Here is a 25,948-nt window from a genome sequence, read left to right as displayed (position 1 = left end):
CGGCGATGGGCGCTGACGGAACCGAGGGCGGGCCGGTCGTCGCCAGCTTCTTCTCCGGCTGCGGCGGGCTCGATCTCGGGTTCGAGCGGGCCGGGTTCGACGTGATCCTCGCGAGCGACCAGTGGGAATCGGCCGCGGAGACGTACCGAAGTAACCGTCCCGACGTCCGGTTCCTCGAGGAAGACGTCCGCGAACTCGACGACGACGACCTTCGAGAGACCGTCCGGGAGACGGGCCACGATCCCGACGACGTCGACGTCGTGATCGGCGGCCCGCCGTGTCAGGGGTTCAGCCGGCTCAACAACGAGCGGATCGAGCTCGACGAGATGGAGAAGGACCGACGCAACACGCTCTTCGAGGAGTTCCTCCGGATGGTCACCGTGCTCGATCCGCAACTGGTCCTGATGGAGAACGTCCGCGACCTGATAAACCGGCAGACGAGCGACGACCGGTACGTGAAGGACCTGATCGTCCGGCAGTTCGAGACGGAGGGATACAACTGCGAGTACCGGGTGCTCGAGGCCGAGCGGTACGGCGTCCCCCAGAAACGCCGGCGGATCTTCTTCATCGGGACGAACCGGGACGTCCCGATCCGGTTTCCGGAGCCGACGACGCCGTCGGAGGCGAACTGGCGGACTGCGGGGGAAGCGCTCGCCGACGTGACCGACGCCCTCCCGAACGTGACCTACGCCAATACGCAGGAGAAGACGCTCGAGCGGATCCGCCACGTCCCGCCGGGGGGCTACTACCGGGACCTCCCGGACCGGCTGAAGACGAAGAAGTACCGGTGTGATTGTGATGACACCGACGCCTGCCCGCACGAACCGGAGATCGTCAAGCGGTACGGGACGTACCTCCGGCGGCTCCATCCCGAGGAGCCGTCGCTGACGGTGAGCACCAACGTCTTCATCCACCCGACCGAGGACCGGTACCTCACGCCGCGCGAGATGGCGCGGCTCCAGACGTTCCCCGACGAGTTCGCGTTCGAGGGGACGAAGACTGACGTGATGAAACAGATCGGCAACGCGGTCCCGGTCGGGCTGGCCGAGAGGCTGGCGGAGCGGTTTCGCGAGTACTACCCCGAGATCCGCGAGGTGGATCGCGTCGACCCCGACGTCTACGAGCAGCAGTCGCTCACCGACATCGCGTGAGTCGGCGGCCCGCGATCCGTCCTACCCGAACGTCACTCGATAGACCGTCTTGATCCGGGGTTTCCGGGTGCTCCCGCTGTACTGGCCGTACATGTCGATCCGGAACGCCGCCTCGCCGTCCACGTCGAAGAAGATCGAGGTGTCGTTCGACTCGGTGGTGTAGATCGACAGGTCGCCGGTCCCGTCCTGGAACTTCCGGAGCGGGGCCCGCTCCATCGAGGCGAACCCGTGGAAGTTGCCGGCGGCCGTCACCTTGCACGCGACCATGTCCGCATCGAGGCGTACGTGCTCGAGGAGTCGCTCCCGGAGCGTCGCCTCGTCGGCGTCGCGAAACGCCCGGAATTTCTCCGCGAACACGGGGGTCATCGCGGCCGCCATGTCGGAGCCGCCGCACTCCTCGGCGACGAACTCCCGCGTCACCCGCTCGTAGGTCGCGAACTCCTCGGGGCTCAGAAGCTCGGAGATGTCCTTCCCGAAGACGTCCTCGGCGACCTTCGATGCGAGGGTGTTCCGGACGTTGATGGCGGTGCTCGAGGTGAGCTTCAGCGAGTAGCCCTTGCTCCGACCCTCGCCGTGGACCACGACGTCGACGTCGTCGGTCGGGTCGGTCTTCCGCGCGTCGCCCTCCTCGGTCGCGCGTTCGATCGCGAAGGGCGTGTGTTCGCGGACGAACTGCGCGGCCTCGCGAGCCCCGATCCGCACTCGCTCGCGCTCGTCCTCGTCGAGGTACTCGAGCTGGGCCTCGGTGTCCGGCTGCGGGTCGTCCCCGTTGAGCTCGTCGCGCGTCCACGTCTCGTGGGCCTTTCCGAGTCGCTCGGGGCTCCGTGGCATACGTCCACGCCGAGTCGGCGGGGCGTCTTACCGTTTCGGTTCGACCGCGTCGTTCGCCGCTAGGCCTTCGTCGCCCCGACGCGCTCGACGCACCCGGAGCGCGGCCCTTTTGTCCCGTATCGACGAACTCGGGGCATGAACATCGAGGAGGGAGGAGTGGCGATCGAGGTCCCCGAGGCCCGCGACGGCGCCAGCGAGGGGACCGGCGGCGGCGTCTTCTTCAACCCCACACAGGAGCTGAACCGGGACGTCACCGTCGCGGTGTTGCGCGCCTACCGCGAGCGCGAGCCGCGCGCGGCGTCGTACCTCGACGCGATGGCCGCCTCGGGGATCCGGGGCGTCCGGGCGGCCGCCGAGGGGTACGACGTGACCTGCGCCGACGTCGACGCCGACGCGGTCGACCTCGCCGAGCGGAACCTCGCCGGCAACGACCTCGAGGGCGAGGCCGTCCACCGCGACGTCAATGCGCTGTTGTACGACGAGGGGCCGTTCGACGTGGTGGATCTGGACCCGTACGGGACGCCGATCCCCTTCGCCGACGCCGCGTTCGCGAACGGCCGGAACCTGATCTGCGTCACGGCCACCGACACCGCGCCGCTTTGTGGCGCGCATCTCAACAGCGGGATCCGCAAGTACGGCGCGGTGCCGCGAAACACCGACTATCACCCGGAAATGGGGCTCCGGACGCTGATCTCCGCGCTGGTTCGGACCGCCGCGCGGTACGACAAGGCCGCGCGACCGATCCTCTCGCACGTCTCCCGACACTACGCGCGGACGTACCTCGAACTCGAGTCGGGCGCGCGGGCGGCCGACGACGCCGTCGACGAGCTCGGATACGTCGACAACTGCGAGGACTGTCTCTGGCGAGAGCCGACTCGCGGGCTCATCGCGAATCCGGCCGAGGCGTGTCCCGTCTGCGGGGGAGATCGCGTGTTGACCGCCGGGCCGCTCTGGCTCGGCCCCGTCGCGGAGAGCGACTTCGCCCGCGCGGTCCGCGAACGCGTCACCGACGACATGGGCGAGGCGAAGCGCGCGCGGAAGCTGCTCGGGACCGTCTCGCGCGAACTGGACGTGCCGACCCACTACGACCAACACCGGCTGTACAAGCAGTGGGGCGAGCCGGCGATCGGCATGGACGAGTTCGTCGAACGACTTCGGGGAGCCGGCCACGAGGCGACACGGGCGCACTACCGCGGGACGGCGGTCAAGACCACGGCGTCGATCCCCGAGATGCGCGAGGCGGTCCTGGGCGACGGGGCGTAGCCGGGCGACAGGGCGTAGCCGGGCGACGGGCGACACGCCCCGGAACCGGTGACGGGGCCGACGACCGGCCCGGCGCGTTTTTGGTTCCGTCGGCCGAACTCCGGACGTGTCCCGCCGTCAGACAGCCACGTTCGACGCCGTCCGCCGCGTCGCCGACCTCGCGCTGGACCGACAGGTGACGTTCCTCGCGGCTGCGATCGCCTACTACGCGTTCGTCTCGCTCGTGCCCGCGTTGCTCCTGCTCGTCGCCGTCGCGAGCGCGGCGTTCGGCGAGACGATCGCCGCCGGGGTTGTCGCGGCCGCGGGCGACTTCCTCACGCCCGCGGGCGAGGAGGCCGTCGCCGCGGCCGTCTTCTCCGCGAGCGGGCGGACGGGGGCGGGCGTTCTGGGGCTCGGCCTCCTGTTGTGGTCGACGCTGAAGGTGTTTCGCGGACTCGATACGGCCTTCGGCGTGCTCTACGGCGGCGAGTCGCCGCCCGGCTTCCGCGAACAGGTCACGGACGCGGTCGCGGTCGTACTCGGGATCGGGGTCGGACTCGGCGTGATGGTCGGTCTCGGCGCGTTCCTCGCGGCCGCGGACGCGATCCCGGCGATCGAGGCGGCGAGCATCCTCGCGTTACCCGTCGTGCTTACGGTCGTGTTCCTCCCGATCTACTACCTGCTCCCGGAACCGGCGATCGGCGTCCGCGAGGCGCTGCCAGGAGCCGCGTTCGCCGCGACCGGTTGGACGCTGCTCCAGGCCGGGTTTCAACTGTACGCCGCGAGCGCCGGGCAGTACCAGGTGTACGGAGTCATTGGCGGCGTTCTGCTGCTCGTGACCTGGCTCTACCTCGCGGCGGTCGTCGTCGTCGTCGGGGGCGTGATCAACGTCGTGGCCGCGGATCGTGACGTCGGCGACGCCGGGATCGTCGACGACGCCGAGCGCACCGACCGTGACCCGGACCGGCAGTTACAACACGGCCGCGACCGACCCACGGGTATGAACGGCGAGTCGGACGGTTCCGGGGACGACGGCGACGCGGAACGCCCCCGCGGAGCGCCGGACGTCGCGGCGCTCGAGGAGGAACTCGACGAGTTGCGCGCGGAGTTCGACGAGTTCGAGACGGACGTCGAGGATCGCACGGTCGACAAACCCGAGCTGGAGTCGGAGCTGAAACGGTACGTCCGCTCGCGAATGCGGCGCGGGCACGCCCGCGGCTGGGGGCCGTACCTCGTCCTGCTGTACGGGACGGTGCTGACGCTCGGGGCGTTCACGTTCCTCAACGGGATCTACGCGATCGCCGCGATGATCGTTCTCGGGCTGTCGACGCTGGGGCTGTACACGCTCTTCATACTCGTCGGCGTCGGCCTCAACCTGATCGAGACCCCCGGAAAGGCGCTCGAGTACGCCCGTAACCGGGGTGACGACTGACGGACCGTGACCGGACTCGTCTCCGCGGAGCGCGGAGTCGGCGAGACCGCCGTCGTCGACGCGCTCCCCGAGTTCGTCGTCGTCGTCTTCGCGGCCGTCACCCACCTCGCGGACCCATGGTTCCTGTTCGGTCTGCTGGCGGTCGGCTACTGGTTCGCCGGCGACCGGCTCGCGGCCTCGCCGCGCCGCGCCGGTGCGACCGCGATCGCCGCCGTCACGTGTGCGTACGCCGCCGTCGCGCTCGGGAAGGCGTGGTTCGCGGTTCCCCGCCCGCCGGGCGCGGTGGGTCCCGCGGACGTGCCGACGTGGCTTCCCGGCCTGTTCTCGGCGTGGTACGAGACACAGGTGCTCTCCGACGGCTTCGGCTTCCCGAGCGGGCACGCCACCGGCGGCGCGGCCGCCTACGGCGCGCTCGCGTTGCTGTACGACCGCGCGATGACGGGCCGGCGGAGACTCCTCGGAGCCGGCGTCGTCGCCGTCGCCGTGGCGATCTCCCGAGTGGTCATCGAGGTACACTACGCCGTCGACGTGCTCACCGGCGTCCTCCTCGGCGGTGTGGTCGTCGTCGTCGCGCTACGACTCGCCGGCGACCCGCGGTTCCGGGACTCCGAACCCGACCTCGCGGAGTCCACGAACGGGACCGATCGCACCGATCCGACGGCCGATCTCGATCCCACGCCGGCGTTTCTGCTCGCGGCGGTCGTCTCCGTCGCCGCGGCCGGCGTCGCGGTCGCCAACGGCCAAACGAGCGAGGTCGTCGAGGCGGGCATCGGCATCGCCACCGGAGTCGGCGGCGCGGTCGGCTGGCTGCTCGTCGACGGCGACGAACCCGCCGTTCCGGTCCGGATCGCGCTCCCCGCGCTCGCCGTCACGGGTGCCCTGTGGGTCGGTGCGTACGCACTTGTCGATTCACTCGTCGTCACGCTCGTCGCGACGACCGCCGCCGTGGTCGGCGTCGTCGCGATGCCGGCGGTGCCGCCGCTGATCGATCGCGTCGGCGCGTGAAAAACGGGAAGGCGAGTCGGGTCGCTCGAACTCGGGGGCCGGAGCCGGCTCAGAACGTCTCGAGGTAGCGGTCCTCCTCCCACTCGGAGACCTGGGTGAGGTACTCGCTGAACTCCTGGCTTTTCGCCTCCGCGAACTTCTCGGAGACGTGGGGTCCGAGCGCGTCCTTGACGACCGCGTCGTCCTCGAGCGCCTCGACGGCCGCGCCGAGGTTCGGCGGGAGCGTGTCGATGCCGTACTCCTCGCGTTTGGCGTCGTCGAATTCGTAGATGTCCTCGCGGACCGGGTCGCCGGGGTCGGCGTCGGTCTCGATCCCGTCGAGGCCGGCCGCGATCATCGACGCCAGTCCGAGGTAGGGGTTACACGACGGGTCGGGGCTACGGACCTCGAAGCGCGCGGAGACGCCCGCGGCGTCGGGGACGCGAACCAGCGCCGAGCGGTTCGTGTCGGACCACGCGACGTAGATCGGGGCCTCGTAGCCGGGCACCAGCCGCTTGTAGGAGTTCACGGTCGGGTTCGTCACGGCCGTGAACGCCTGCGCGTGGTTCAGGATGCCGCCCATGAACTGGTAGGCCGTCTCGCTCAGGTTGAACTCGTCGTCGTCGGCGGCGAAGGCGTTGCCGTCCTCGTCGAAAAGCGAGATGTGGCTGTGCATCCCCGAGCCGTTGATCTCGGCTATCGGCTTGGGCATGAACGTCGCGTGGAGATCGTGTTGGGCGGCGACCGCGCGGACGACGGCGCGGAACGTCGCGATGTTGTCCGCGGCCGTGAGCGCGTCGTCGTACTTGAAGTTGATCTCGTGTTGACCCTCCGCGACCTCGTGGTGGGACGCCTCGATCTCGAAGCCCATCTCCTCCAAGGTGAAGATGATCTCCTTGCGGACGTCGCTCGCGAGGTCCTTCGGCGCGAGGTCGAAGTAGCCCCCGTTGTCGTGGGGGATCGTCGTCGCGTTGCCGTCGTCGTCCGTCTTGAACAGGAAGAACTCCGGCTCCGGGCCGATCGAGACCGTGTACCCCATGTCGTCGGCCTTCGAGAGGACGCTCTTGAGAACCTGGCGTGGACCGCCCTCGAACGGTTCACCCTCCGTGGTGACGATGTCACAGATCAGGCGGGCGGCGGCGGAGTCGTCGTCGCCGTCGCTGCGCCACGGGAGCACCGTGAACGTCTCGGGGTCCGGGACGAGCCGCATGTCGGACTCCTGGATGCGAACGTACCCCTCGATCGAGGAGCCGTCGAAGTAGATCCCGTCCGTGAACGCCTTCTCGGCCTGGTGGGCCGGCACGGAGACGTTCTTGACGACGCCGAGGATGTCGGTGAACTGTAACCGCAGGAAGTCGACGTCCTCCTCGTCGATCTCGTCGAGTACCGCCTGTTCTTCGGCCGTGAGGCCGCCGTCCGGTTTGGCGTGGTCGCCGGTCATGTTTTGGACGGTTACGTACTTATCTGCCAGTATAAAGGCCTTGTCGCTTGACGCATGAACCGCCAAGTCCCCGTGAGTAGTGGACGTTCGTAAAATTCTAAACCCCCCAAACCGTGATCGAATCCAATGACGTACGAAAACCTCGACGCCAAACTCGTGAATTCGCTTCTCGGAAACGGTCGCGCCAGTCTCCGCAGTCTCGGTGACGAACTCGACGTCTCCGTGACGACCGTCTCGAATCACCTCCGCGACCTCGAGGACGAGGAAGTCATCCGCGGGTACAGCCCGATCGTGGACTACGACAAGCTCGGGTTCGACGTGACCGCCATCCTCCAGTTGAAAGTCGAGGGGAGCGCGCTGCCGGACGTGACCGAGAAGCTCCGCCAGCAGAAACAGATGATCAGCGTCTACGAGGTCACCGGCGATTACGACGTGATCGCGATCGGGAAGTTCACCGACACCGACGGCATGAACGACCAGATCAAGGAGATCCTCACCGACGCCGATATCCGCGAGTCGAACACCAGCGTCGTGCTCAACGCGGTGGTCGAGAACAAGCAGTTCGAACTCGACCTCAACGAGGAGTGAACGGCCGCGGCGGACGCGTCCGTCGCGACGAGACGACCGATCAGTTCTCCGCGAGGCGACCGATCGCGTCCGTGATCACGTCGACGCCGATGTCGATACACGCCTCGTCGACGTCGAAGTACGCCGTGTGGTGGCCGTCGGGGTTGCTCCCGCCGACGCCGAGGTACGTCGCGGTCCCGCCGCGCTCCTGGACGCGCCGGATCAGGTAGGAGGCGTCCTCGCTGCCGCCGAACTCCTTCGTGATCACTTCCCCGACCGAGTCGGTCGCGTTCGCGGCCGCCTCGACGACCGACACGACCGACGCGTCGTTCTCGAAGGTCGTCGTCTTCCCGTAGAGGCTCGTCTCGTAGCTCACGTCGTGCATCGTCGCCGCGCCGTCGACGACCTCGCGTGCCCGCCCGAGCATGTACTCGTTGAGGTCGTGCGTCTCGCCGCGGACCTCGACGCGCATCGTCGCCTCCTCACAGATGACGTTCTGGGCGTTGTCGGCGTTGACCCGTCCGACGTTGATCCGGGTCGCGCCCTCGCCATGTCTGGCGATCCCGTAGAGGTTCCCGATCGCCGCCGTGGCCGCCTGGAGCGCGTTGCGGCCGGCGTGCGGCTGACCGCCGGCGTGAGCAGGCGCGCCCGAGAAGGTCACGTCGAGCTTGGCGTTCGAGAGGGGGCCGTCGTAACTCGAGACGACCGTGCCGACGGGCTCGTCGAGCCCGACGTGGACCGCGAGCAGGTGGTCGACGTCGTCGAGGTGGCCCGACTCGGACATGGGTTTTCCGCCGCGACCGCCCTCCTCGGCGGACTGGAAGAACAGCTTGAGGGTGCCGTCGAAGCCGCCCTCCGCGAACGTGCGGGCCACGCCGAGCCCGGTGGCGGCGTGGGCGTCGTGACCGCAGGCGTGCATCTCGCCGGGGTGAACGCTCGCGAACCCCTCGGCGGCCGGTCGGTGGTCGTCGTCCATCGCCTCCTGACGTTCCAGGGCGTCGATGTCGGTGCGAAGCCCGATCGTCGGCCCGTCGCCGAACGTCCGGGTCGCGATCACGCCGGTGATGTCGCCCATCCGATCGAGGTACTCCTCGGGCGCGCCTTCCTCGCGTGCGCGCTCGCGGGCCGCGGCGACCTCGTCGGCCGGGGGGACGCCCATGCGCGAGTCGGGGTCGACGGTGTCCTCACCGAGGAAAACCTCGTAGCCGAGGTCCTCGAGTTCGGCGGCGAGCAGCGCCGAGGTCCGGAACTCCTTCCAGCCGGCCTCCGCGTGTCGGTGGAGGTCGCGGCGGATCTCGGAAAGCGAGCTGTCGGCGAACGTCGTCAGTGGCTCCATACGCGTCCCTCCGAGCCGAGCGAAAAAAGCGTTGAGTAAACGGAGAAACGCGCCTCGGCGGGACGGGGCGAATCGCGTCGACCGACCCGCTCGCGGAAATCGGTTCTCGTAGGGGAACGTTTATGAAACGTTCATCGGATCGACACTAACGAATCCCTGACACGTGTGCTGAAGTCGTCCGGATTTCTCGGATTGGCGGTCATGATGGCGGTCGGGTTACACCAGTTCGTACTGCTCGCGGGCGGCGGCGTCGTCCCGCCGTGGATGATCGGCGGGCACGCCCACCTCGGCGTGCTCTCCATCCTCGCCATCGTGATGGGGTTCGCCGTCCCCGCGCTCGGCGTGACGGGTACCGTCAGGACCGCCGTGACCGGTCTGTTCGTCGCCGGACAGTGGGGGATCCCCGGGATCGTCTGGCTCGGCGAGGGGTTCGGGCTGACGTTCCTCATGCCGACCGGGTTCCTCTGGGGCGGCGCGCTGATCGTCTCGATGCTGATCATGCTCTACTACTCCGCGACGGGGGCAGGCGACGCCGCGGGCGGCGGTTCCGCGAGTTTCGCGCCCGGCGACGACTGAGCGCCGGGAACGGCGGGACGGTCGATCGCGGAGTCTCCGATGAACGTCCGTCGTTCATGACGAGATCGCATGAAACGGCCGGTATATTTCGAGTGCGTATTGAACGGACGAGTCAGAAGATTCCGGTGATGAAACCGACTCCCATGATGATGAGGACGAATGCGGAAAACGCCGGTAGGTACGGCGTGTACTGCTTGACTTTCTCCTCGGAATGCTGGTAGCCTGTAATCAATAGCATCGTCAGTCCGACGATACCCACGATGACGGTGAGGGCGTACGCACTCATCAGTTCGAGGCAGTGGTTTGACCCGGCACAGAGCGCAATGATCTCGAACTCTTCTTCGTGGGCGAAGCCGAGAACGAACGCGAACCACGCGATCCCGAAGAGGCCACGGTCAGCAGTCTCCTCGGGGGAATCGTGTGAGTGATACCCCCCACCGATGAAGGGAACGGAGCCCTTCAAACGGGTGATCGGTCCAGCGGTGTGGTCGTGTGAACGGCTGTGAGCCCGATCGGATGAATGGTCCTGTTGGCGAGAATGGCTTGAATGCACGTCCATATCGTGGTGGTGGTCGTGACTGTGATGGTCAGAGTGGCCGCCATCACCATTGCCGTGAGAGTGTCCGTAGAAGTATTCACGAATCCCAAGCGCGATGAGCAGGACCCCGGCAACGAGACTGACTGGCCCGCCGATTTGGATCCCACCAAGTATCGTCATCGGCTCGTTAACCTGCGTGAGGTTGAAGTAGTCTTTCGCGTAGAAGAACACCCCGACCATCGAAACGCTGCTGATGAGGTGGCCGACGCCGATGATGAGACTCGCCGCAAACCCGTACACCCACTTGTTCGTCTGGTCGAGCGCATATGAGGCGGCAACGGGCCACCCATGACCCGGTTCGATGCCGTGAACGGCACCGAGAGCGACAGCACCGACGAAAAGGCCGAGTGCTTCACCGTGTAACATCCCGGGCGAGAGTCCGCTCCCGAGGTGAATAACGATTGTTAATACCGGAACGGGCGGATCGTCATACGAGACCCTCTTGTAGCATCCCGCCGAGTCGGCACCTATGCGAACGAGTTTCAATATTCCAGACGAAGTCGTCGAAGAGTTCGACGAAGTCTGGCAAGAGCAGGATCTCGAGAATCGATCGCGGGCGGTCCGGGAAGCGATGCTGGAGTACATCGAGTCTCACTCCCGCCTCGAATCGACGAGCGGAGAAATCGTCGCGCTCATTGCGTTCGATTATCGCCACCACGAGGTGATTCAGGAACTCCACGCAGTCCAACACGAGTATCAAGAGGTGATCCTCAACACGAGCCATACGCACCAAGGAGAGTGGTGTCTCGAATCGCTGTTTTGTCGGGGGGAAGCCGAGCAGATACGTACCCTCACCTACCGACTCCGTGATTTTGACGGCGTAAACCGGGCCAAGGTGATGGTCATCCGCGACGGCGAGGACTGACGAGCTACCGGAATCCTTTGAGAGGTGTACCCGCTATGCGTTTCACCCGTGTTGACCGGAGTCGGACCCGAACGCATCGCTCACAGGACATCTCGATGGAGCGACGACGGACGGATCGGCCGACGCCGAGCGCGCTACGCCCCGCCGTCGTCCGCGCGCCGGAGCAGTTCGATCGCCGGCAACGGCTCGCCGGTGAGCGCGCGGATGTACGCGCCGCCGGCGATGGAGACGTGCGAGAAGTCGTCCTCGTCCAGCCCGTACATCTCGATCGCTCTCGAGGTGTCGCCGCCGCCGACGACCGAGAAGCAGTCGGTCTCGGCGATCGCCTCGAGCACGCCGACGGTGCCGTCCGCGAACCGCTCGTCCTCGAAGACGCCGAGCGCGCCCTTCACGAAGACGGCGTCGGACTCGCGGATGAGGGGGGCGTAGTCGGCGACGGTCGCGGAGCCGACGTCGAGGTACGCGTCGGTCTTCTCGTCGAGGTCGGCGACGCGGACCTCGGCGCGGTCGCCGTCCGCGCCCTCGTAGGCGAGGTCGATCGCGAGGCGGATCGCGTCGCCGCGCTCCTCGAGGATCGCCTCGACCGTCTCGTGGTTGACGTCCCACTGCTCGTCGAACAGGTCCATCCCCTCGAGGTCGCGGCCGACCGGGTGACCGGCCGCGCGCAAGAAGAGCTCGCCGGCGACGCCGCCGAGCAGGAACCGGTCGACGCGGTCGCCGAGAGCGTCCATCACGCCGATCACGTCGGTGGCCTTCGTCCCGCCGACCACCATCGTGACCGGGCCGTCGAACTCCTTGCGGGCGATGGCGGTGTTGGCCTCGTACTCCGACTCCATCACGCGGCCGGCGTAGGCGGGCAGCGCAAGCGGGAACCCGACGAGCGAGGCGTGTTTTCGGTGGGCCGCCGAGTAGGCGTCGTTGACGTATACGTCGAAAAGCGGCGCGAGCGTCCGGACGAACTCGGTGTCGGCCTTCTCCGCGGGCGACGCCTCGGGAAGCTCCTCGTCGCACATCCGGGTGTTCTCGAGGAGGAGCACCTCGCCCGCCTCGAGCGCCTCGATGGCCGCGAGCGCGTCCTCGCCGTAGGTGTCGGCGACGAAGTCGACCTCGCGACCGACGTGATCGGCGAGGACCGCCGCGTGTCCCGAAAGCGACGTGAAGTCGTCGCGGCCGGGACGGCCCTGGTGGGCCATGAGGACGACGCGGTGGCCGGCGTCGGCGAGGTCGCGCACGGTGCGCGCGTGTCGCTCGAACCGGCGGTTGTCCTGCGGCTCGCCGTCCTCGATCGGGGAGTTCAGATCGAGGCGGACGAGTACGCGCGAGTCGGCGGGCAGGTCGTCGATGGTCTGGAACGTGGACATGGGTGAGAGTGGGTGGACGTGCGTCGGCGGCGGTTGTCAATACTGGGGGTCGAGCGTGACGCCGACCCGCCGGGTTCGGCGGCGGATCGCGACGCTACGACTCCGCGTGGACGTAGGCGGCCATGTCGAGCATCCGGCAGGAGAAGCCGTACTCGTTGTCGTACCACGTGAGGACCTTGAGCAGGCCGCCGTCGGCGATGACGTTGGTGGACTGGAGGTCGACGTAACTCGAGAACGGGAGGCCGGTGACGTCGCTGGAGACGATCTCGTCGTCGGTGTAGCCGAGCACGCCCGCGAGCGGTCCGTCGTCGGCGGCGGTGCGGAACGCGTCGTTGACCTGCGACTCGGTCACGTCCACCGCGAGGTCGACCACGAACTCCGTGATCGAGCCCGTCGGGACGGGGACGCGGATGGCCATCCCGTCTATCTTGCCGTCGAGCTGCGGGAGGACCTGCTGTGCCGCGCCGGCCGCGCCCGTCGAGGTCGGGACGATGTTCTCGGCGGCCGCGCGCCCGCGGCGGGTCTTCGCCTTCGGGCCGTCGATGAGTGCCTGCGAGCCCGTGTAAGCGTGGACGGTGGTGAGGGTGCCGGCCTCGATGCCGAACTCCTCGTCGAGCACCTTCGCGACCGGCGTGATGGAGTTGGTGGTACACGAGGCGTTCGAGACCACGTCCTCGCCGTCGTACTCGTCGTGATTGACGCCGTAGACGAGCTGTTTGACCGGCTCCTCGCCCTTCGGCGGCGCGGAGATGACGACGGTGTCGGCCCCGCCCGCGAGGTGTGCGCTCGCGTCCTCCTTCGTCCGGAAGATGCCGGTACACTCCAGGGCGACGTCGACGTCGAGGTCGTCCCACGGGAGGTCCGCGGGGTCCTGGACGTTGAAGAGCGGGACCGACGTGCCGCCGATCGTCAGCTCGTCGTCGACGAGCTCGACGCCGTCGAGCCGCCCCATGACGGTGTCGTACTTCGCGAGGTAGCCCATGTCCTCGAACTCCATCACGTCGTTGATCCCGGCGAGCTCGACGCGGGGGTCCTCCAGCACCGCGCGGAAGACGTTGCGGCCGATCCGACCGAACCCGTTGAGCCCGACCCGCACGACCTCCTCGTCGGGTACTTCGTCGCCAGCGGACAGATACGATTTACTCATATACGAAAAAGGGGTGCGCAGCCACTTAAATCCGCCCGAGTCGCGTGAACCGGGCGCCCAGCGGGTCTCTCACGGTAGATCCTCGGGTATCCGTCGACCGACAGAAGGCTTATCGGGGAGACCGCCCTCACACGGAGCATGGACAGAGACGACCGAGACGACCCGTTCGGCGACTTCTTCGAGGAGATCGAACGGATGATGAACGAGATGGCCGGGAGCCAGCGCGGGGCCGACGACGCCGGCTTCGGCTCGGAGACACACGTCGACGCGTACGCGACCGAGGAGTCCGTCCGACTCGTCGCCGATCTCCCGGCCGTCTCGAAAGAGCAGCTCTCCTTGCAGTGTGACGGGGAGGCGCTCACCATCTCGGCGGCCTCAGACCGGCGCGAGTACGACGAGACCGTTGAACTCCCCGCCACCGTCGACGAGCGGTCCGGCGAGGCGACGTTCAACAACGGCGTGCTCGAGGTCGAGTTCGAGCGCGACGACGACTCCGCCTCCATCGACGTCGTCTGACTTCGCCCTCCCCCGCTACCCGTTCTCCGCGACCCGCCGGATCAGTCCCGCGAGCCGGTCGTAGAACTCCGGTTCGTACTTCGTCGCCGCGTCGACCGTCGGCCGGGCGTTCGTTTCGTTGATCAGGTACCCGTCGCGGGTTTCGAGCAGGTCCACGCCGAGGTAGTCGATCCCGAGCGTCGTCGCCGTCCGCTCGGCCAGTTCGCGGCCTGCCGCGTCGAGGTCGACCCCCCGAGCTTCCGCGCCGCGGTGGACGTTGTGTTTCCACCGGCCGTTCGCGAGCGCGTCCGCCGGAAGCTCGCGACGGACCGCGCCGACGTACGCGCCGTCGACGACCATCACCCGGTAATCGCGCGCGTCGGGGAGGAACTCCTGTATCAGGTACGACTTATCTCCCGTGGCGCGGTAGTCGTGCGCGAGGTTCAGGTAGTCGACGACGCCAAAAAGCGAGTCGAGGTCCGTCGCCTTCGCGACGCCGACCCCCCGGGTCGCGGAGTTCGGCTTGATCACGACCGGAAACTCGAAGTCCGCGGCCGCCTCGGCGACGACCGACTCGTCGACCGAGTTGGATATCAGCGTCGTCCGCGGAACGGGGAGTCCGGCCTCCGAGAGCGCCGCGAGCACGCCCGCCTTGTTCCGGGAGGTCACGACCGCGTCGCGACCGTTCACCCAGGGGACCGACAGCCGCCGGTCGAGGACCGCGCCCTCCATGAGTCGCGGGGGGTAGACGAACCCGACGTCGAACTCCGCGGGAGCCGGCGTCGAGTCCACCTCGTCGTCCGCCTCCGCGCCGGTACTCGCGTCGTCCTTCGTGTCGTCCGCGGCGCCGTCGAGCCGGAACGCTCGTTCCTTCGCTCGGACGTGATCGACGTCGATCCCGCGGTCGCCGAGCGGCCCGCGGACGCGCTCGTAGGTCTCCGCGGCGGTGGTCATCGCGAGCCGGATAGGAGCGGTCACGGGTCCGGGTTACCGGTCGCCGACGGGACCGGCGCGGAACCGGGCGCGGGACCGGGGACGGGACCGGCGCGGCGACGCGACCGCGCTCACTGGAGGTGGCCCTCCTCGCGGAGCTGTTCGGCCTCGCTCTTCTCGTAACGCCAGGAGATGTCCGCCTTCTCGTCCTGCCAGTCCCACGGCTCGACGAGAACGATGTCGTCCTCGCGGATCCAGACGCGTTTTTGCATCCGTCCCGGGATCCGGGCCGTCCGTTCCTTCCCGTCCGCACAGCGGACCTTCACGCGGTTGGCCCCGAGCATCTCGACGACCTCCGCGAACACCTCGTCGTCGTCGGGCATTCGAAGATCGCGCCGCCCCTGGCCGTCTCCGTCGGTCATGCGTGCCGGGTGATACGTGTCCCACCCGATAAAAGCCCCACTCTCCGTCGCGGTGCTCCCGGTCCGCGGCGGCGGTCGCGAGGCGTCCCATTTAACCGGCGGCGGACGGAGAACCGCACATGCGAGACACGCTCGGACCGGAGGGGATCGCGGGAGTCGTCGTCGTGTTTCTGGCGGTCACGGTCGTGACGCTTCGAGATCCCGTGATCGGCGGGGGGCTGATGCTTCTCGTCGCCGGCCTCGCGCTGATCGCGAAGGGCGTCGCGGCGTCGACGATGCGCGCGTTCGGGCTGAAGTGACGACGTCGGAATCCGAGACCGCATTGGCGACGGGCGACGCGAGTCGATCGCGCGGCCGAAAGGGCTATAGCCGACCGTCGCCGCCGCTTCGATATGGCACGGATCCCCGAGTTCGCGGTCGAACTGTTGGAACTCCTCGCGCTCGTCGTCGGGTCGGGCCTGGCGTCGGTCATCGGCGTCGAACTCGAGCGCGTCGGCGTCGCCGGCCTCGCGGGCGGCGACCTCGCGGTCGGGCTCTGGGCGCTCGCGATGGGGCTCGTCGCGCTGTACGTCGGCGTCGTCGCGCTCGGCTACGAGCAGGTGCTCCCCCGGATCCGCGCGCTCGCCGGAAGCTCGTAGGGGAGGAACCTCCCGGATGAACACCCGCCCTTTTTGTCCGCCGTCGACGAGGAGCGGGACATGGACGAGATCCTCACCAACTGGCTCCTCGGGCTGATCGCCGCCCTCCTGGCCGTCCTCGTGCTCGACTCGACCGGTCAGCCGTTCCTCGACCCGCTCTCCCCGGTCGCGAACGTGCTCGCGCTCGTGACGTTCCTCGCGTTCGTCATCCTCACCGGCGCGTTCCTCGTGTACACCGCGTCGTTCCGGAACGACTGAATCCGCGGACGCACCGACGGAGAGTCGCCTCGCCACGAACACTTTTGCTCGCGGCCGATGACCGCCGTTCCATGGAGTACACGACGCTCGGGAACACGGGCCTGACCGTCTCGAAGATCTGTCTCGGCTGTATGAGCTTCGGCGACCCCGACTGGCGGGAGTGGGTGCTCGACGAGGAGGAGGGGAAGGAGCTCGTCGAGCGCGCGCTCGAACTCGGTGTGAACTTCTTCGATACCGCCAACATGTACTCGAACGGCGAGTCCGAGCGGATCCTCGGGGAGGCGCTGGAGGGGCACCGCGAGGAGGCGGTCGTCGCCACGAAGGGCTACTTCCGGATGGACGAGTCGAACCCGAACTCCGGCGGGCTCTCGCGGAAGGCGATAGAGCAGGAGCTCGAGAACAGCCTCGACCGACTCGGTATGGAGACGGTCGACCTCTATCAGATCCACCGGCTCGATCAGGCGACCCCGATCGAGGAGACGCTTCGCGCGCTCGACGACGCGGTCCGGCGCGGGAAGGTGCGATACCTCGGGGCCTCCTCGATGTGGGCTCACGAGTTCGCCGAGGCGCTTCACGCGAGCGACCGGCTCGGCCTCGACCGGTTCGCCACGATGCAGAACCACTACAACCTCGTCTACCGCGAGGAGGAACGGGAGATGCTCCCGCTGTGTGAGAAGGAGAACGTCGGCACCATCCCGTGGAGCCCGCTCGCGCGCGGCTACCTGACGCGCCCCGACGACGACGTGGATGCGACGGAACGCGGCGAGACGGAAGAGCACCTCTACCGACATCCGTACCGCGAGGGCGGTGGCCCCGAGGTCAACGCCCGCGTCGAGGAACTCGCCGACGAGAAGGGCGTGAAGATGGCGCAGATCGCGCTCGCCTGGCAGTTCCACAAAGAGTGGGTCGACGCGCCGATCGTCGGCACGACGAGCGTGGAACACCTCGAAGACGCGGTGGAGGCGCTCGACATCGATCTGTCCGACTCCGACGTCGAGTGGCTCGAGGAGCCCTACGAGCCGGTCCGCGTCTCCGGACACGACTGATCCCACCTCGACGATCCGAGAAACAACCCTTTTCGGACCCCGTCACGAACCCGCGGGTATGAGCGACGACGAGACACCCGAGACGGACGAGACGGGAGCCGACGAGGCGACCGACGGATCGGACGACGAGGAGAAGTCCTTCCGCGAGCGCGTCGAGGAGATCCGCGAGCGACGCGAACAGGAGCGCGAGGAGGGCGACCGGCCCGACCCCGAGGAGATGATGGGCGGCGGCGGTGGCCCGCCGGGCATGGGCGGCGGTGGCGGCGGCAACCCCTTCGCGCAGATGATGTCCGGAATGATGGGTGGCGGCGGTCCCGGCGGCGCGGGCGGCCCGCCGGGCATGGGCGGCGGTCCGGGCGGTCGCGGCGAGGCCGGCGGCGAGGAAGCGGGCAACGAGGAACTCGTCCGCGAGGTGCGACAGCTCCGCGACGAGGTCCGCGACGCGACCCGTCAGCTCCAGCGCATCGCGCAGGCGCTCGAGGACGACTGAGACGACCGCAACCCCGTCGTTTTCGTGTTTTTCTCACCGATCAGCCGAGCATCCGTCACGAGCCGAGCGTCCGCCGGACAGTCGTTCGGCGCGCCCGGTCGCGGGCCGCTGGCCCGCGACCGGGCCCGCGAGGGAGTCGTGAGCGCTTGAAAAGCGCTCACGACGAGGCTGGGGAGGTGTGAGGTGCGGGTCCGTGTGGCTGCGGATCGACCGGGATTCGAAGGGACGGTCGTGAGCCGGACGGCCGGGATTTGGCGAGGATCCCCGCGCTAGCAACGACGTGAACCGAGCACAGGGGTTTCGGAAACCGAACCCACCGCTACGCGGTCCGACCGCGACATCACGGGAAAGCCGCGCCGTCAAAAGAACCGCTCTCGAACCGCTACCGGGTCGTCCCCGTCTCGCTCAACACTCCGACCAGCCACAGGACTCGCACGTCTTACACCCTTCCGAGAAGTAGAGGTTCATCCCACCGCACTCGGGACACTCGGGCGACTCGCCCGCGGCGATGAGGTCCTGCGTGACGTCGTCCTCGGCGTCGCCGCCGGGACCAGCCGGCGGCTTCGACGCCCCGGCGTCAGTCGACGAGTCGACGGCCACGTCGGCCGAACTCCCGCCGGCGACCGCGCCACCGTCGGTCTGGCTCTGCGAGTCGGTCGCGTCCGCTCTCCCCGCCGCGTCGCCCTCGACGTCGTCGAGGCTCTGCTGTTGGGGGATCCCCTTGTCGATCTCGTCGTCGAGGTAACGCCGGAGCGCGGTGCCGATCGCGTCCGGGATGGACTGGATCTGCTCGCCCTTGTCCCAGGCGACCTTCGGGCTCCGGGTGCCCTGTAGCTCGTCGACGATCTCCTCGGGGTCGACGCCCGAGCGGAGCGCGGTCGAGATGACCTTCGCGAGCGCCTCCGTGAAGGAGTTGGTGTACCCGCCGGAGTGGCCGATGTTCGCGAACAGCTCGAACGGGCGGCCGTCCTCTTCCTCGTTGATGGTGACGTACAGCTTTCCGTAGCCCGTCTCGACGCGCTGAGTCACGCCCGACAGCGAGTCGGGACGGGGCCGGGTCTCGGTGTACGCGACCTCCGGGCGGTCGGCGGACTCGAGCAGCGCCGAGACCTCCGTGTCGACGGCCGCCTTGACGTCCTCGTTGTCGAGGAACGCCTCCACGCCGCCGAACACCTCGCGGATCTGCTCGACGATCGTCTCCGCGGCCTCCGACTCGTCGGCGAACTCCGTGTTCTTCGCACGGGTCGTGAGCACCTGCTTCGAGCGGGTGCCGTCGCGGTAGACGGTGACGCCCTTCCCGCCGTGGTCGTAGATGTAGCGGTACACCTCCTCCATGTCCGCGGCGGTGGCGTCGTTCGGGAAGTTACACGTCTTCGAGATCGCGGAGTCGACGCCCTGCTGGCAGGCACACTGGACCGCCGCGTGTTGGATCCCCGACAGCGACCCGGTGACGACGAACAGCTCGCCGATCGCGTCCGGCACCGTCGAGAGCCCCTCGACGCCGTCGAACTCGTTTTCCGCCATCTGCTCTTGGGCCTCCAGTTTCACCGCGTCGACGTCGATGTCGTTCGCCTCCAGCGTGCGCAGGAAGTAGTCGTCGAACTCGACGAGCATCTCGTCGCCTTGGACGTCGTCGGAGACGTTCTTGTAGAACGCGACGTTGTAGATGGGCTCACAGCCGCCGGTGGTGTTGCCGATCATCGACGTGGTGCCCGTCGGCGCGATGGTCGTCGTGTTGTGGTTGCGGATCGGGAAGCCGTCTTCCCACTCGTCGGCGTCGAGCCCGGTGTGGTGTTCGAACCACTCGCGGTGTTCGGTCGGGTTCGCGTACTTCGAGTCCGCCCAGTCGTTGAAGACGCCGCGCTGTTCGGCGAGCTCGTGGGAGGTCGCCTTCGACTCGTGGTTGATGTGGGTCATCAGCTGGCGGGCGACCTCGTTGCCCTCCTCGGAGCCGTACGTGACGCCGAGCTGGATGTACAATTGGGCGAGCCCCATGATCCCGAGGCCGATCTTCCGCATGTCCCGGACCTTCTGTTCGATCTTCTCGACCGGGAAGTCCGACATCGTGACGACGTTCTCCAAAAAGCGCGTGCCGTACTCGATGCGGTCGTCGAACTCCTCGAAGTCGATCGCCTCCGCGAGGAAGGCGTCGACCGCCGCCTCGTGGGTGTCGTACTCGTCCGCGTGCTCCTCGCTCCAGACCCGCCAGTCGGGCGCGCCCTCCGCCGCCAGCGTCGAGAGGTTGATGTGACCGAGGTTACAGGCCTCGTACTCCTCAAGCGGCTGCTCTCCGCAATTGTGAACCACGAGGCCGTTCGCGATGAACGAGCTCGTTTCGGGTTCCGTCAGATCGTAAACCGCCTCGTTGCCGTCCCTCTCGACTGCGGAAACGGTCGCTTCGAACCCCTCGCTGTACGGCCCGCGATCGTAGTTCGCGAGACGCTCATCAAGTGCGTCCTGTTTCGAATCGAGGAGGAACCCGATCTCCTCAGTAAACCGGACGAGGTTGTCCTTAGAAACGACGAGATCGTGATCCGCCTGTCGATCGTATTCCGCCGTTCCGCCCTTTCCGTCGGGCATCTCCTGGATGCCCGCCTCGTGGCGCTCCTCGTAGATCTTGCTGAAGATCCCGAAGTTGAGCAGGAGTCGCTGGACCTGTTTTAACAGGTCGGTGCTGGTGCTCGTGAGTCGGACGGAAACGCCCTTCTCGACGTTCCCCTGAACGCCGCCGTCCGCGGAGAACAACGCACGGAGGTAGCCACGTGCCATCTCCTCGCTGCCGCGCATTACCGCTTCGGGAACCTGGTGTTTCTCGTCGACTAAGCCGGCTTTCTCGGCGTACTCGTACAGCCGAGCGGAACGGATCCGCTGTTCGACGGCCTGTGGGCCGCGGTAGTCGTCTCCCCTGGAGATATCGCTGACTCCGACTTCGTAGTCGGCGTTACCGACGGGCTCGCGAACGACCTCGTTCACGTCGGCGGCGAACGATCCCGAGACTTCGGTGTCCTCGTCGTAGAAGTTGAGAACGGCACGCTCCTCGTCGTTTTTGAGGTGACCGTCACCGACCATCCACCCGAGTACGCGGCCCTCCGCAGCGGTTCCGTGCTGACCGAACGAGCCTTTCCGGTTCTGGATGTGGACCGTGTCGCCCGCGCCGAGATCGCCGGCTTCGGCCCATCCGTCGTCGGTCATGACGCGGTGATCAGCGGTCAGACGGAGTTCGTACCCCTCTTCAGTGGTGAGCTTATAAACGTCCTTCTCGCCGGTTTTGTAGACGCTGCTCGCCTCCTTGAGCGTCTCTTCGCTGAGGCGTCCGTCGACGACGACGTCGCGCGCGATTCCTTGTTCGTAGAGTTCCTCGGCTTCGACGAGCCCGTTTTCGGTACTGATCAGCGTGTCGCCAGTGACACAAGGGTTGGTCGCGAGGATGCGGTGATCGGGGTTCTCCTCCACGTCGAAGGAGTGTTCCTTGTTCACCCGTTCGAGGTAGATGACGCCGGGCTCGCCGTTCTCGTGGGCGCCCTCGATCATGTCGTCCCAGAGCTCCTGAGCCGGGATCGAGAGGACCTCGCCGACCTCGACGTGCTCGCCGAGACCGAACATCTCGTAGATCTCCTTCGTCTCCGGCGTGGCGACGTGGGGCTCCTCCGTGCGCGGGTTGGTGAAGGTGAACTCCTCGTCGTTGTATAACGCCTCCATGAAGTCGTCGGTGACGCCGACGCTGATGTTGAAATTCGAGAGGTGCCCCTCCACCGCGTTCCGGAGGTGCTCGGGGACGCGCCCCTCGTCGTCGATGAGTTCGCGGGCCTCCTCCAGAGCGTCCGCGAAGGAGTTGTGCGTGAAGTCGTCGGGGTCGTTGAGCCGCAGCGAGTGGGCCAACGAGACGTCCTTGTTCTTCGAGTGGATGAACTGGATGACGTCCGGATGGGAGACGCGCATGACGCCCATCTGCGCGCCGCGGCGCGCGCCGCCCTGTGCGATCGTCTCGCACATCTGGTCGAAGGTGCGCATGAACGTGATCGGCCCGGAGGCGATGCCGCCGGTGGAGCCGACCGCGTCGCCGTACGGGCGCAGCTTCCAGAATGCGTATCCCATGCCGCCGCCGCTCTGGAAGACCTCCGCGGCCTCCTTGGCCGTCTGGTGGATGTCGGTGATGTCGTCGCCGGGCGAGTCGACGAAACACGCCGAGAGCTGCTGGAGCTCGTCGCCCGCGTTCATCAGGGTGGGCGAGTTCGGCATGAACGAGAGCGACTCCATCCCGTCGCGGAACGTCGCCGCGGTCTCCTCGACGTGCTCGCGGACCCCCTCGGGAAGCTCGGGGACGACCGTGTCGTACGCGAACTTGTTCACGTTGTGTGCCGAAAGCACCGCCTCCGCGTCGTCGTCGGCGGAGACGCCCGCGCCGAAGACCTCCTCGGCGAGCTCGTCCCGGCGCGGGTGGTCGGGCTTGAGCTGGTCGGGCGTGACGGTGACCTCGGTGCCCTGGGTTTCGGCTTCGAAGACAGCCTCCGCGAGCGCGACGTTGCGCGCGACGCGGTCGAACAGCTCCTCCTGCGTCTCGACCGGCTCCCCGTCGGCGTCCTTTCGGAGGTAGCGCGCGGGGAGGATGTTGTGGTAGGCGTTGTCCGTGAGACGCTCCTCCATCGTCTCGCCCGTGGTGCGTTTGATCGGCAGTTCGAGCTCGTCCGCGGAGACGCCGTCGCTGCTCATTCGACGGTCACCCCGCTCGGTTGGCGTGGGATATGGATCATCTGTAGTGTTGGTGTACTGGCGAGGCGGGCCCTTGTACGTTCGGATGTCCGGACCCGATAGGCATCGATATGTGCGGTTCGTTATGTAACGTTCGTGCCGTCCGTCTGACGCCGAATTCGAGTACGTCGGAAACGAACGGGGTCCGAGAACATAAGGGTAGTCAGACCGGAGTGAAACTGGTCCGATCTCGCCGAAACCGTGTGACAGAGACGAGTTCGCATTCGAACAGAAGGGGGTATTGTCGATGGGATTACCATCGAGAATACGGGGCGACATCGGGTTCGGATCCGATCTGTCGGGACGGATACGGCCACGATCACCGCGAGATATATCACGAACATGTCAAAATAGAGCGGCGAGGGCACCGGGTGCCGCTCCCACAAACTTATACCGAGGCTCGCCGTGCTCGGGGACATGACCGCTCCGCTCGCCGCTCACGCGACGTCGATACCGCTTCAGGCCGGGATCCTCGCCAGCCCGATGGGCCAGCTGCTCGTCGCGCTCGTGGCCATCGCGGTCGTGATCGTGCTCGGGAAGTTCGTGTTGAAGCTCGCGTGGCGACTCGTCACGATCGGGATCGTCGTCGTCGCCGCGCTCTTCCTGCTGTCGACGGCGGGAGTGATCTAAAAATCCGAAAGATCGACCGCCTCCGCGTGACGGCCTACTGGAACGCGCCGAACTCGGATTCGGCCGGATCGTCGACCTCGGAGCGCTGGAACTGCTTTTCGATCTCCGCGTAGCGTTCGCGGGTCTCCGGGGTGACGCTCGGGTTCACCTCGTCGAGGGCGTCCTCGAAGTGGGCCATCGTCACGCGGACGTTGCCGACGGACTCGCCGACCTCCTCGCGCGAGACGCTGGCGATGAACTCCCGAGAGGCGTTCATCGACGCCTCGCGGGCCACCGCCTCGAGGTCCGCGCCGACGTACCCCTCGGTCTTGCGGGCGATCGCGTCGAGGTCGACGTCGTCCGCGAGCGGCTTCTCGCGGGTGTGGACCTCGAGGATCTTCCGGCGACCCTCCTCGTCCGGGACGGGAACATGGACGTGCCGGTCGAGCCGGCCGGGCCGGAGCAGCGCCGAGTCGATCAGGTCCGGACGGTTCGTCGTCGCGATCACGACGACGTCCTCCAGCGACTCGAGCCCGTCGAGCTCCGTGAGCAGCTGGGAGACGACGCGCTCGCCGACGCCGGAGTCGCCGGAGTTCTTACCGCGCTCGGTCGCGATCGAGTCGATCTCGTCGAAGAACACGATCGTCGGCGCGTTCTCGCGGGCCTTCGAGAACACCTCGCGGACGCCCTTCTCGGACTCGCCCACGAACTTGTTCAGCAGTTCCGGCCCCTTGATCGAGATGAAGTTCGACTCGCTCTCGTTGGCGACCGCCTTCGCGAGCAGGGTCTTCCCGGTTCCGGGCGGACCGTACATCAACACGCCCTTCGCGGCGGCCATGTCCAACTGGTCGAACACCTCGGGGTACTCGAGGGGCCACTGGATCGTCTCGCGCAGCCGCTCTTTGGTGTCGCCGAGCCCGCCGACGTCGTTCCAGGTGACGTCGGGCACCTCGACGAACACCTCCCGGAGCGCGGAGGGCTCGATGCCCTTCATCGCCTCCTTGAAGTCGCTCTCGGTGACCTGGATCGAGTTCAACACGTCCGCGTCGATCTCGTCGCTCTCGAGGTCGAGCTGCGGGCGGATCCGGCGGAGCGCGTGCATCGCCGACTCCTTCGCCAGCGACTCGAGGTCCGCGCCGACGAAGCCGTGGGTGTTCTCGGCGTACTCGTCCAAGTCGATCCCGTCGACGAGCGGCATGTTCCGCGTGTGGACCTGCAGGATCTCCTTGCGGCCGTCGCGGTCGGGGACGCCGACCTCGATCTCGCGGTCGAACCGGCCGCCCCGCCGGAGCGCGGGGTCGATCGCGTCGACGCGGTTGGTCGCGCCGATCACGACCACCTCGCCGCGCTCCTCGAGCCCGTCCATCAGCGAGAGCAGCTGGGCCACGACGCGGCGTTCCACGTCGCCGCCGGCCTCCTCGCGTTTGGGGGCGATGGAGTCGAGTTCGTCCATGAACACGATCGCGGGGGCCTCCTCGGTGGCCTCCTCGAAGACGTCACGGAGCTGCTCCTCGCTCTCGCCGTAGTACTTCGACATGATCTCCGGGCCGGAGATCGTGTGGAAGCTGGCGTCGATCTCGTTGGCGACCGCCTTCGCGATCAGGGTCTTCCCCGTCCCCGGCGGACCGTGGAGCAGGACGCCCTTCGGCGGGTCGATGCCGAGCCGCTTGAACAGCTCGGGGTGGCGCATCGGCAGCTCGATCATCTCGCGGACCTGCTCGAGCTCCTCGTCGAGCCCGCCGATGTCCTCGTAGGTGACGTCGGGAGAGCCGTCCGCGGCCGCGCCCTCCGGCGCGCCCGTGCCGCCGACGATCTCCTCCGCGGGCTTCTCGGAGATCTCGATATCCGTCGAATCGGTGACCACGACGGTCCCCGATGGCGACGTTCCCGCGACCTTCAGCGGAACCGCCTGCGACTGCCCGCCCATGAAGCCGAAGCCGAGCGGGAGCTTGACGTTCTGGCCCTCGGTGACGGGCTGGCCGCCGAGCTCGCGACGGATCAGCGCGTCGATGTTGCCCCGGATCCCGAGGCGCTGGGGTAAAGCGATCGTGATCCGGTCGGCGGGCTCGACGTCGACCTGCTCGAGCGTCACGCGGTCGTCGATGCCGACGCTCGCCTCCTGGCGGAGCTTCCCGTCGATCCGGACCACGCCGGTCCCGTCGTCCTCGGGGTATCCGGGCCAGACGCGCGCGATCGCGGCTCCCTCGGAGCCCTGGACGCGAATGAAGTCGCCGCCGGAGAGCCCGAGCTCCTCGGCCGCGACGCGGTCTATCGCCGCGAGCCGGCGGCCGGCGTCCTTCTGTTTCAGCGGTTTGACGGTGAGTTTCATCGGTCTCCCTCGATCGTCAACACGCCGTTCGTCACCGAGACGTCCCGGGCCTCGCCGGGCAGTTCGAACTCCGACTCGACCGACTCCTCGTCGCGCTCGATCACGACGATCGCCGTGTCGCCGACGGTGTCGACGCTGATCGATTCGTCGTCGACGCCGACGTCGGCGGCGACGACCCACCCGTCATCGTACTCGTACCGGCGAAGGAGCGAACCGTCGCCGACCGATCGGGTCTGTCTGGTAGTCATCCTAACCACAAGTTAGGCGCGAAAGTATTTAAACTAACCGGATAAAATCGCATGACGTGAGAATATCGACGCTTGAACGGTAGTATTGCGGTTCGGGTCCGAGTCGCCGCGTTCGACGGACAGATCGTGGAGCGGGCCTCCGTTTTGGAGAAGCCCCCCGTTTAATCTCTCCCGCGTGCATGGGTCAACCGGACATGGCT

Annotated in this window: 25 protein-coding genes; 14 read left to right on the top strand and 11 right to left on the bottom strand. The window is 67.4% G+C overall.

Annotated features, from left to right (window positions below; genetic code table 11):
• The first annotated feature begins 5 nt into the window (after window positions 1-5).
• A complete protein-coding gene (locus tag FN829_RS06800; RefSeq protein WP_142986236.1) occupies window positions 6-1,151 on the top strand; it encodes a DNA cytosine methyltransferase in 1,146 nt (381 codons plus the stop codon).
• Window positions 1,152-1,172: 21 nt separating this feature from the next.
• On the opposite strand, the gene FN829_RS06795 is transcribed toward FN829_RS06800, so the two are convergent.
• On the bottom strand, window positions 1,173-1,982 hold the full coding sequence (locus tag FN829_RS06795; protein WP_142986235.1) for a hypothetical protein: 810 nt from the start codon (window positions 1,980-1,982) through the stop codon (window positions 1,173-1,175).
• Between the two features lie 135 nt (window positions 1,983-2,117).
• Here FN829_RS06795 and FN829_RS06790 point away from each other — a divergent pair, with 135 nt between their 5' ends.
• The 3 genes from FN829_RS06790 (at window position 2,118) to FN829_RS06780 (ending at window position 5,661) form a co-directional block, all read left to right on the top strand.
• Window positions 2,118-3,245 (top strand): tRNA (guanine(26)-N(2))-dimethyltransferase, encoded by a 1,128-nt coding sequence (locus FN829_RS06790; RefSeq protein WP_142986234.1) that lies wholly within the window; start codon window positions 2,118-2,120, stop codon window positions 3,243-3,245.
• Between the two features lie 106 nt (window positions 3,246-3,351).
• Window positions 3,352-4,656 carry a YihY/virulence factor BrkB family protein gene (locus tag FN829_RS06785; RefSeq protein WP_142986233.1) on the top strand — a complete coding sequence of 435 codons (1,305 nt, stop codon included), beginning with the start codon at window positions 3,352-3,354 and terminating at the stop codon, window positions 4,654-4,656.
• 6 nt (window positions 4,657-4,662) lie between these two features.
• Window positions 4,663-5,661, top strand: coding sequence for a phosphatase PAP2 family protein (locus tag FN829_RS06780; RefSeq protein ID WP_142986232.1), 999 nt, complete (start codon window positions 4,663-4,665; stop codon window positions 5,659-5,661).
• A gap of 49 nt (window positions 5,662-5,710) precedes the next feature.
• Here the strand turns inward: FN829_RS06780 and glnA are convergent, their stop codons facing one another.
• Window positions 5,711-7,081: a type I glutamate--ammonia ligase gene (gene glnA / locus FN829_RS06775; RefSeq protein ID WP_142986231.1), complete on the bottom strand. Its 1,371-nt coding sequence runs from the start codon at window positions 7,079-7,081 to the stop codon at window positions 5,711-5,713.
• Window positions 7,082-7,207: 126 nt separating this feature from the next.
• On the opposite strand from glnA, the gene lrp reads away from it, so the two are divergent.
• Window positions 7,208-7,669 carry an HTH-type transcriptional regulator Lrp gene (gene lrp, locus FN829_RS06770; RefSeq protein WP_142986230.1) on the top strand — a complete coding sequence of 154 codons (462 nt, stop codon included), beginning with the start codon at window positions 7,208-7,210 and terminating at the stop codon, window positions 7,667-7,669.
• 40 nt (window positions 7,670-7,709) lie between these two features.
• Here the strand turns inward: lrp and FN829_RS06765 are convergent, their stop codons facing one another.
• Window positions 7,710-8,984, bottom strand: a complete 1,275-nt coding sequence (locus tag FN829_RS06765; RefSeq protein WP_185955704.1) for an amidohydrolase — start codon at window positions 8,982-8,984, stop codon at window positions 7,710-7,712.
• Between the two features lie 165 nt (window positions 8,985-9,149).
• Here FN829_RS06765 and FN829_RS06760 point away from each other — a divergent pair, with 165 nt between their 5' ends.
• Entirely contained in the window at window positions 9,150-9,560 is a 411-nt protein-coding gene (locus FN829_RS06760) for a hypothetical protein (protein ID WP_246066466.1), read from the top strand.
• A gap of 112 nt (window positions 9,561-9,672) precedes the next feature.
• Here the strand turns inward: FN829_RS06760 and FN829_RS06755 are convergent, their stop codons facing one another.
• Complete coding sequence (locus tag FN829_RS06755; RefSeq protein WP_142986228.1) at window positions 9,673-10,524, bottom strand: hypothetical protein; 852 nt, start codon at window positions 10,522-10,524, stop codon at window positions 9,673-9,675.
• Window positions 10,525-10,627: 103 nt separating this feature from the next.
• On the opposite strand from FN829_RS06755, the gene FN829_RS06750 reads away from it, so the two are divergent.
• A complete protein-coding gene (locus FN829_RS06750; protein WP_142986227.1) occupies window positions 10,628-11,023 on the top strand; it encodes a CopG family ribbon-helix-helix protein in 396 nt (131 codons plus the stop codon).
• A gap of 134 nt (window positions 11,024-11,157) precedes the next feature.
• Here the strand turns inward: FN829_RS06750 and FN829_RS06745 are convergent, their stop codons facing one another.
• Complete coding sequence (locus tag FN829_RS06745) at window positions 11,158-12,384, bottom strand: phosphoglycerate kinase (protein ID WP_142986226.1); 1,227 nt, start codon at window positions 12,382-12,384, stop codon at window positions 11,158-11,160.
• A 94-nt stretch (window positions 12,385-12,478) separates the two neighbouring features.
• Window positions 12,479-13,531 carry a type I glyceraldehyde-3-phosphate dehydrogenase gene (gene gap / locus FN829_RS06740; RefSeq protein ID WP_142986225.1) on the bottom strand — a complete coding sequence of 351 codons (1,053 nt, stop codon included), beginning with the start codon at window positions 13,529-13,531 and terminating at the stop codon, window positions 12,479-12,481.
• Window positions 13,532-13,669: 138 nt separating this feature from the next.
• On the opposite strand from gap, the gene FN829_RS06735 reads away from it, so the two are divergent.
• Window positions 13,670-14,047, top strand: a complete 378-nt coding sequence (locus FN829_RS06735) for an Hsp20/alpha crystallin family protein (protein ID WP_142986224.1) — start codon at window positions 13,670-13,672, stop codon at window positions 14,045-14,047.
• A 15-nt stretch (window positions 14,048-14,062) separates the two neighbouring features.
• Here the strand turns inward: FN829_RS06735 and FN829_RS06730 are convergent, their stop codons facing one another.
• Both FN829_RS06730 and eif1A read right to left on the bottom strand, forming a co-directional pair.
• A complete protein-coding gene (locus tag FN829_RS06730) occupies window positions 14,063-14,980 on the bottom strand; it encodes an ATP-grasp domain-containing protein (RefSeq protein WP_142986344.1) in 918 nt (305 codons plus the stop codon).
• Window positions 14,981-15,090: 110 nt separating this feature from the next.
• On the bottom strand, window positions 15,091-15,381 hold the full coding sequence (gene eif1A / locus FN829_RS06725; RefSeq protein ID WP_066413624.1) for a translation initiation factor eIF-1A: 291 nt from the start codon (window positions 15,379-15,381) through the stop codon (window positions 15,091-15,093).
• A gap of 119 nt (window positions 15,382-15,500) precedes the next feature.
• On the opposite strand from eif1A, the gene FN829_RS06720 reads away from it, so the two are divergent.
• The 5 genes from FN829_RS06720 (at window position 15,501) to FN829_RS06700 (ending at window position 17,813) form a co-directional block, all read left to right on the top strand.
• Window positions 15,501-15,680, top strand: coding sequence for a DUF7470 family protein (locus FN829_RS06720; protein ID WP_142986223.1), 180 nt, complete (start codon window positions 15,501-15,503; stop codon window positions 15,678-15,680).
• Between the two features lie 93 nt (window positions 15,681-15,773).
• Window positions 15,774-16,019, top strand: coding sequence for a hypothetical protein (locus FN829_RS06715; protein WP_142986222.1), 246 nt, complete (start codon window positions 15,774-15,776; stop codon window positions 16,017-16,019).
• Between the two features lie 60 nt (window positions 16,020-16,079).
• On the top strand, window positions 16,080-16,277 hold the full coding sequence (locus FN829_RS06710) for a hypothetical protein (protein ID WP_142986221.1): 198 nt from the start codon (window positions 16,080-16,082) through the stop codon (window positions 16,275-16,277).
• Window positions 16,278-16,348: 71 nt separating this feature from the next.
• Window positions 16,349-17,323 carry an aldo/keto reductase gene (locus FN829_RS06705; RefSeq protein ID WP_142986220.1) on the top strand — a complete coding sequence of 325 codons (975 nt, stop codon included), beginning with the start codon at window positions 16,349-16,351 and terminating at the stop codon, window positions 17,321-17,323.
• 58 nt (window positions 17,324-17,381) lie between these two features.
• A complete protein-coding gene (locus FN829_RS06700) occupies window positions 17,382-17,813 on the top strand; it encodes a hypothetical protein (RefSeq protein ID WP_142986219.1) in 432 nt (143 codons plus the stop codon).
• 405 nt (window positions 17,814-18,218) lie between these two features.
• Here FN829_RS06700 and FN829_RS06695 read toward each other — a convergent pair whose 3' ends face one another.
• Window positions 18,219-22,523, bottom strand: coding sequence for an LAGLIDADG family homing endonuclease (locus FN829_RS06695; protein WP_142986218.1), 4,305 nt, complete (start codon window positions 22,521-22,523; stop codon window positions 18,219-18,221).
• A gap of 429 nt (window positions 22,524-22,952) precedes the next feature.
• Between FN829_RS06695 and FN829_RS06690 the strand changes: the two genes are divergently transcribed.
• Window positions 22,953-23,192 (top strand): hypothetical protein, encoded by a 240-nt coding sequence (locus FN829_RS06690; protein ID WP_142986217.1) that lies wholly within the window; start codon window positions 22,953-22,955, stop codon window positions 23,190-23,192.
• A gap of 34 nt (window positions 23,193-23,226) precedes the next feature.
• On the opposite strand, the gene FN829_RS06685 is transcribed toward FN829_RS06690, so the two are convergent.
• Window positions 23,227-25,500, bottom strand: coding sequence for a CDC48 family AAA ATPase (locus FN829_RS06685; RefSeq protein ID WP_142986216.1), 2,274 nt, complete (start codon window positions 25,498-25,500; stop codon window positions 23,227-23,229).
• Window positions 25,497-25,748: an Hsp20/alpha crystallin family protein gene (locus tag FN829_RS06680; RefSeq protein ID WP_142986215.1), complete on the bottom strand. Its 252-nt coding sequence runs from the start codon at window positions 25,746-25,748 to the stop codon at window positions 25,497-25,499. Before FN829_RS06680 ends, FN829_RS06685 begins: the two co-directional genes overlap by 4 nt.
• Between the last annotated feature and the right edge of the window lie 200 nt (window positions 25,749-25,948).

Source organism: Halorubrum cibi, assembly GCF_900182635.1.
GTDB lineage: Archaea > Halobacteriota > Halobacteria > Halobacteriales > Haloferacaceae > Halorubrum > Halorubrum cibi.
The sequence above is the reverse complement of the archived record's forward strand: the minus strand, read 5'-3'. Positions and strand labels throughout refer to the sequence as shown.

Excerpts from the sequence above, each read along its gene's own strand:
- FN829_RS06755 (WP_142986228.1), bottom strand. The coding sequence starts at position 10,524 with ATGTTACACGGTGAAGCACTCGGCCTTTTCGTCGGTGCTGTCGCTCTC.
- FN829_RS06705 (WP_142986220.1), top strand. The coding sequence starts at position 16,349 with ATGGAGTACACGACGCTCGGGAACACGGGCCTGACCGTCTCGAAGATC.
- FN829_RS06795 (WP_142986235.1), bottom strand. The coding sequence starts at position 1,982 with ATGCCACGGAGCCCCGAGCGACTCGGAAAGGCCCACGAGACGTGGACG.
- FN829_RS06790 (WP_142986234.1), top strand. The coding sequence starts at position 2,118 with ATGAACATCGAGGAGGGAGGAGTGGCGATCGAGGTCCCCGAGGCCCGC.
- FN829_RS06745 (WP_142986226.1), bottom strand. The coding sequence starts at position 12,384 with ATGTCCACGTTCCAGACCATCGACGACCTGCCCGCCGACTCGCGCGTA.
- FN829_RS06685 (WP_142986216.1), bottom strand. The coding sequence starts at position 25,500 with ATGAAACTCACCGTCAAACCGCTGAAACAGAAGGACGCCGGCCGCCGG.
- FN829_RS06765 (WP_185955704.1), bottom strand. The coding sequence starts at position 8,984 with ATGGAGCCACTGACGACGTTCGCCGACAGCTCGCTTTCCGAGATCCGC.
- FN829_RS06750 (WP_142986227.1), top strand. The coding sequence starts at position 10,628 with ATGCGAACGAGTTTCAATATTCCAGACGAAGTCGTCGAAGAGTTCGAC.
- eif1A (WP_066413624.1), bottom strand. The coding sequence starts at position 15,381 with ATGACCGACGGAGACGGCCAGGGGCGGCGCGATCTTCGAATGCCCGAC.
- FN829_RS06695 (WP_142986218.1), bottom strand. The coding sequence starts at position 22,523 with ATGAGCAGCGACGGCGTCTCCGCGGACGAGCTCGAACTGCCGATCAAA.
- FN829_RS06720 (WP_142986223.1), top strand. The coding sequence starts at position 15,501 with ATGCGAGACACGCTCGGACCGGAGGGGATCGCGGGAGTCGTCGTCGTG.
- FN829_RS06710 (WP_142986221.1), top strand. The coding sequence starts at position 16,080 with ATGGACGAGATCCTCACCAACTGGCTCCTCGGGCTGATCGCCGCCCTC.
- FN829_RS06735 (WP_142986224.1), top strand. The coding sequence starts at position 13,670 with ATGGACAGAGACGACCGAGACGACCCGTTCGGCGACTTCTTCGAGGAG.
- gap (WP_142986225.1), bottom strand. The coding sequence starts at position 13,531 with ATGAGTAAATCGTATCTGTCCGCTGGCGACGAAGTACCCGACGAGGAG.
- FN829_RS06680 (WP_142986215.1), bottom strand. The coding sequence starts at position 25,748 with ATGACTACCAGACAGACCCGATCGGTCGGCGACGGTTCGCTCCTTCGC.
- FN829_RS06700 (WP_142986219.1), top strand. The coding sequence starts at position 17,382 with ATGAGCGACGACGAGACACCCGAGACGGACGAGACGGGAGCCGACGAG.
- glnA (WP_142986231.1), bottom strand. The coding sequence starts at position 7,081 with ATGACCGGCGACCACGCCAAACCGGACGGCGGCCTCACGGCCGAAGAA.
- FN829_RS06730 (WP_142986344.1), bottom strand. The coding sequence starts at position 14,980 with ATGACCACCGCCGCGGAGACCTACGAGCGCGTCCGCGGGCCGCTCGGC.
- FN829_RS06715 (WP_142986222.1), top strand. The coding sequence starts at position 15,774 with ATGGCACGGATCCCCGAGTTCGCGGTCGAACTGTTGGAACTCCTCGCG.
- lrp (WP_142986230.1), top strand. The coding sequence starts at position 7,208 with ATGACGTACGAAAACCTCGACGCCAAACTCGTGAATTCGCTTCTCGGA.
- FN829_RS06800 (WP_142986236.1), top strand. The coding sequence starts at position 6 with ATGGGCGCTGACGGAACCGAGGGCGGGCCGGTCGTCGCCAGCTTCTTC.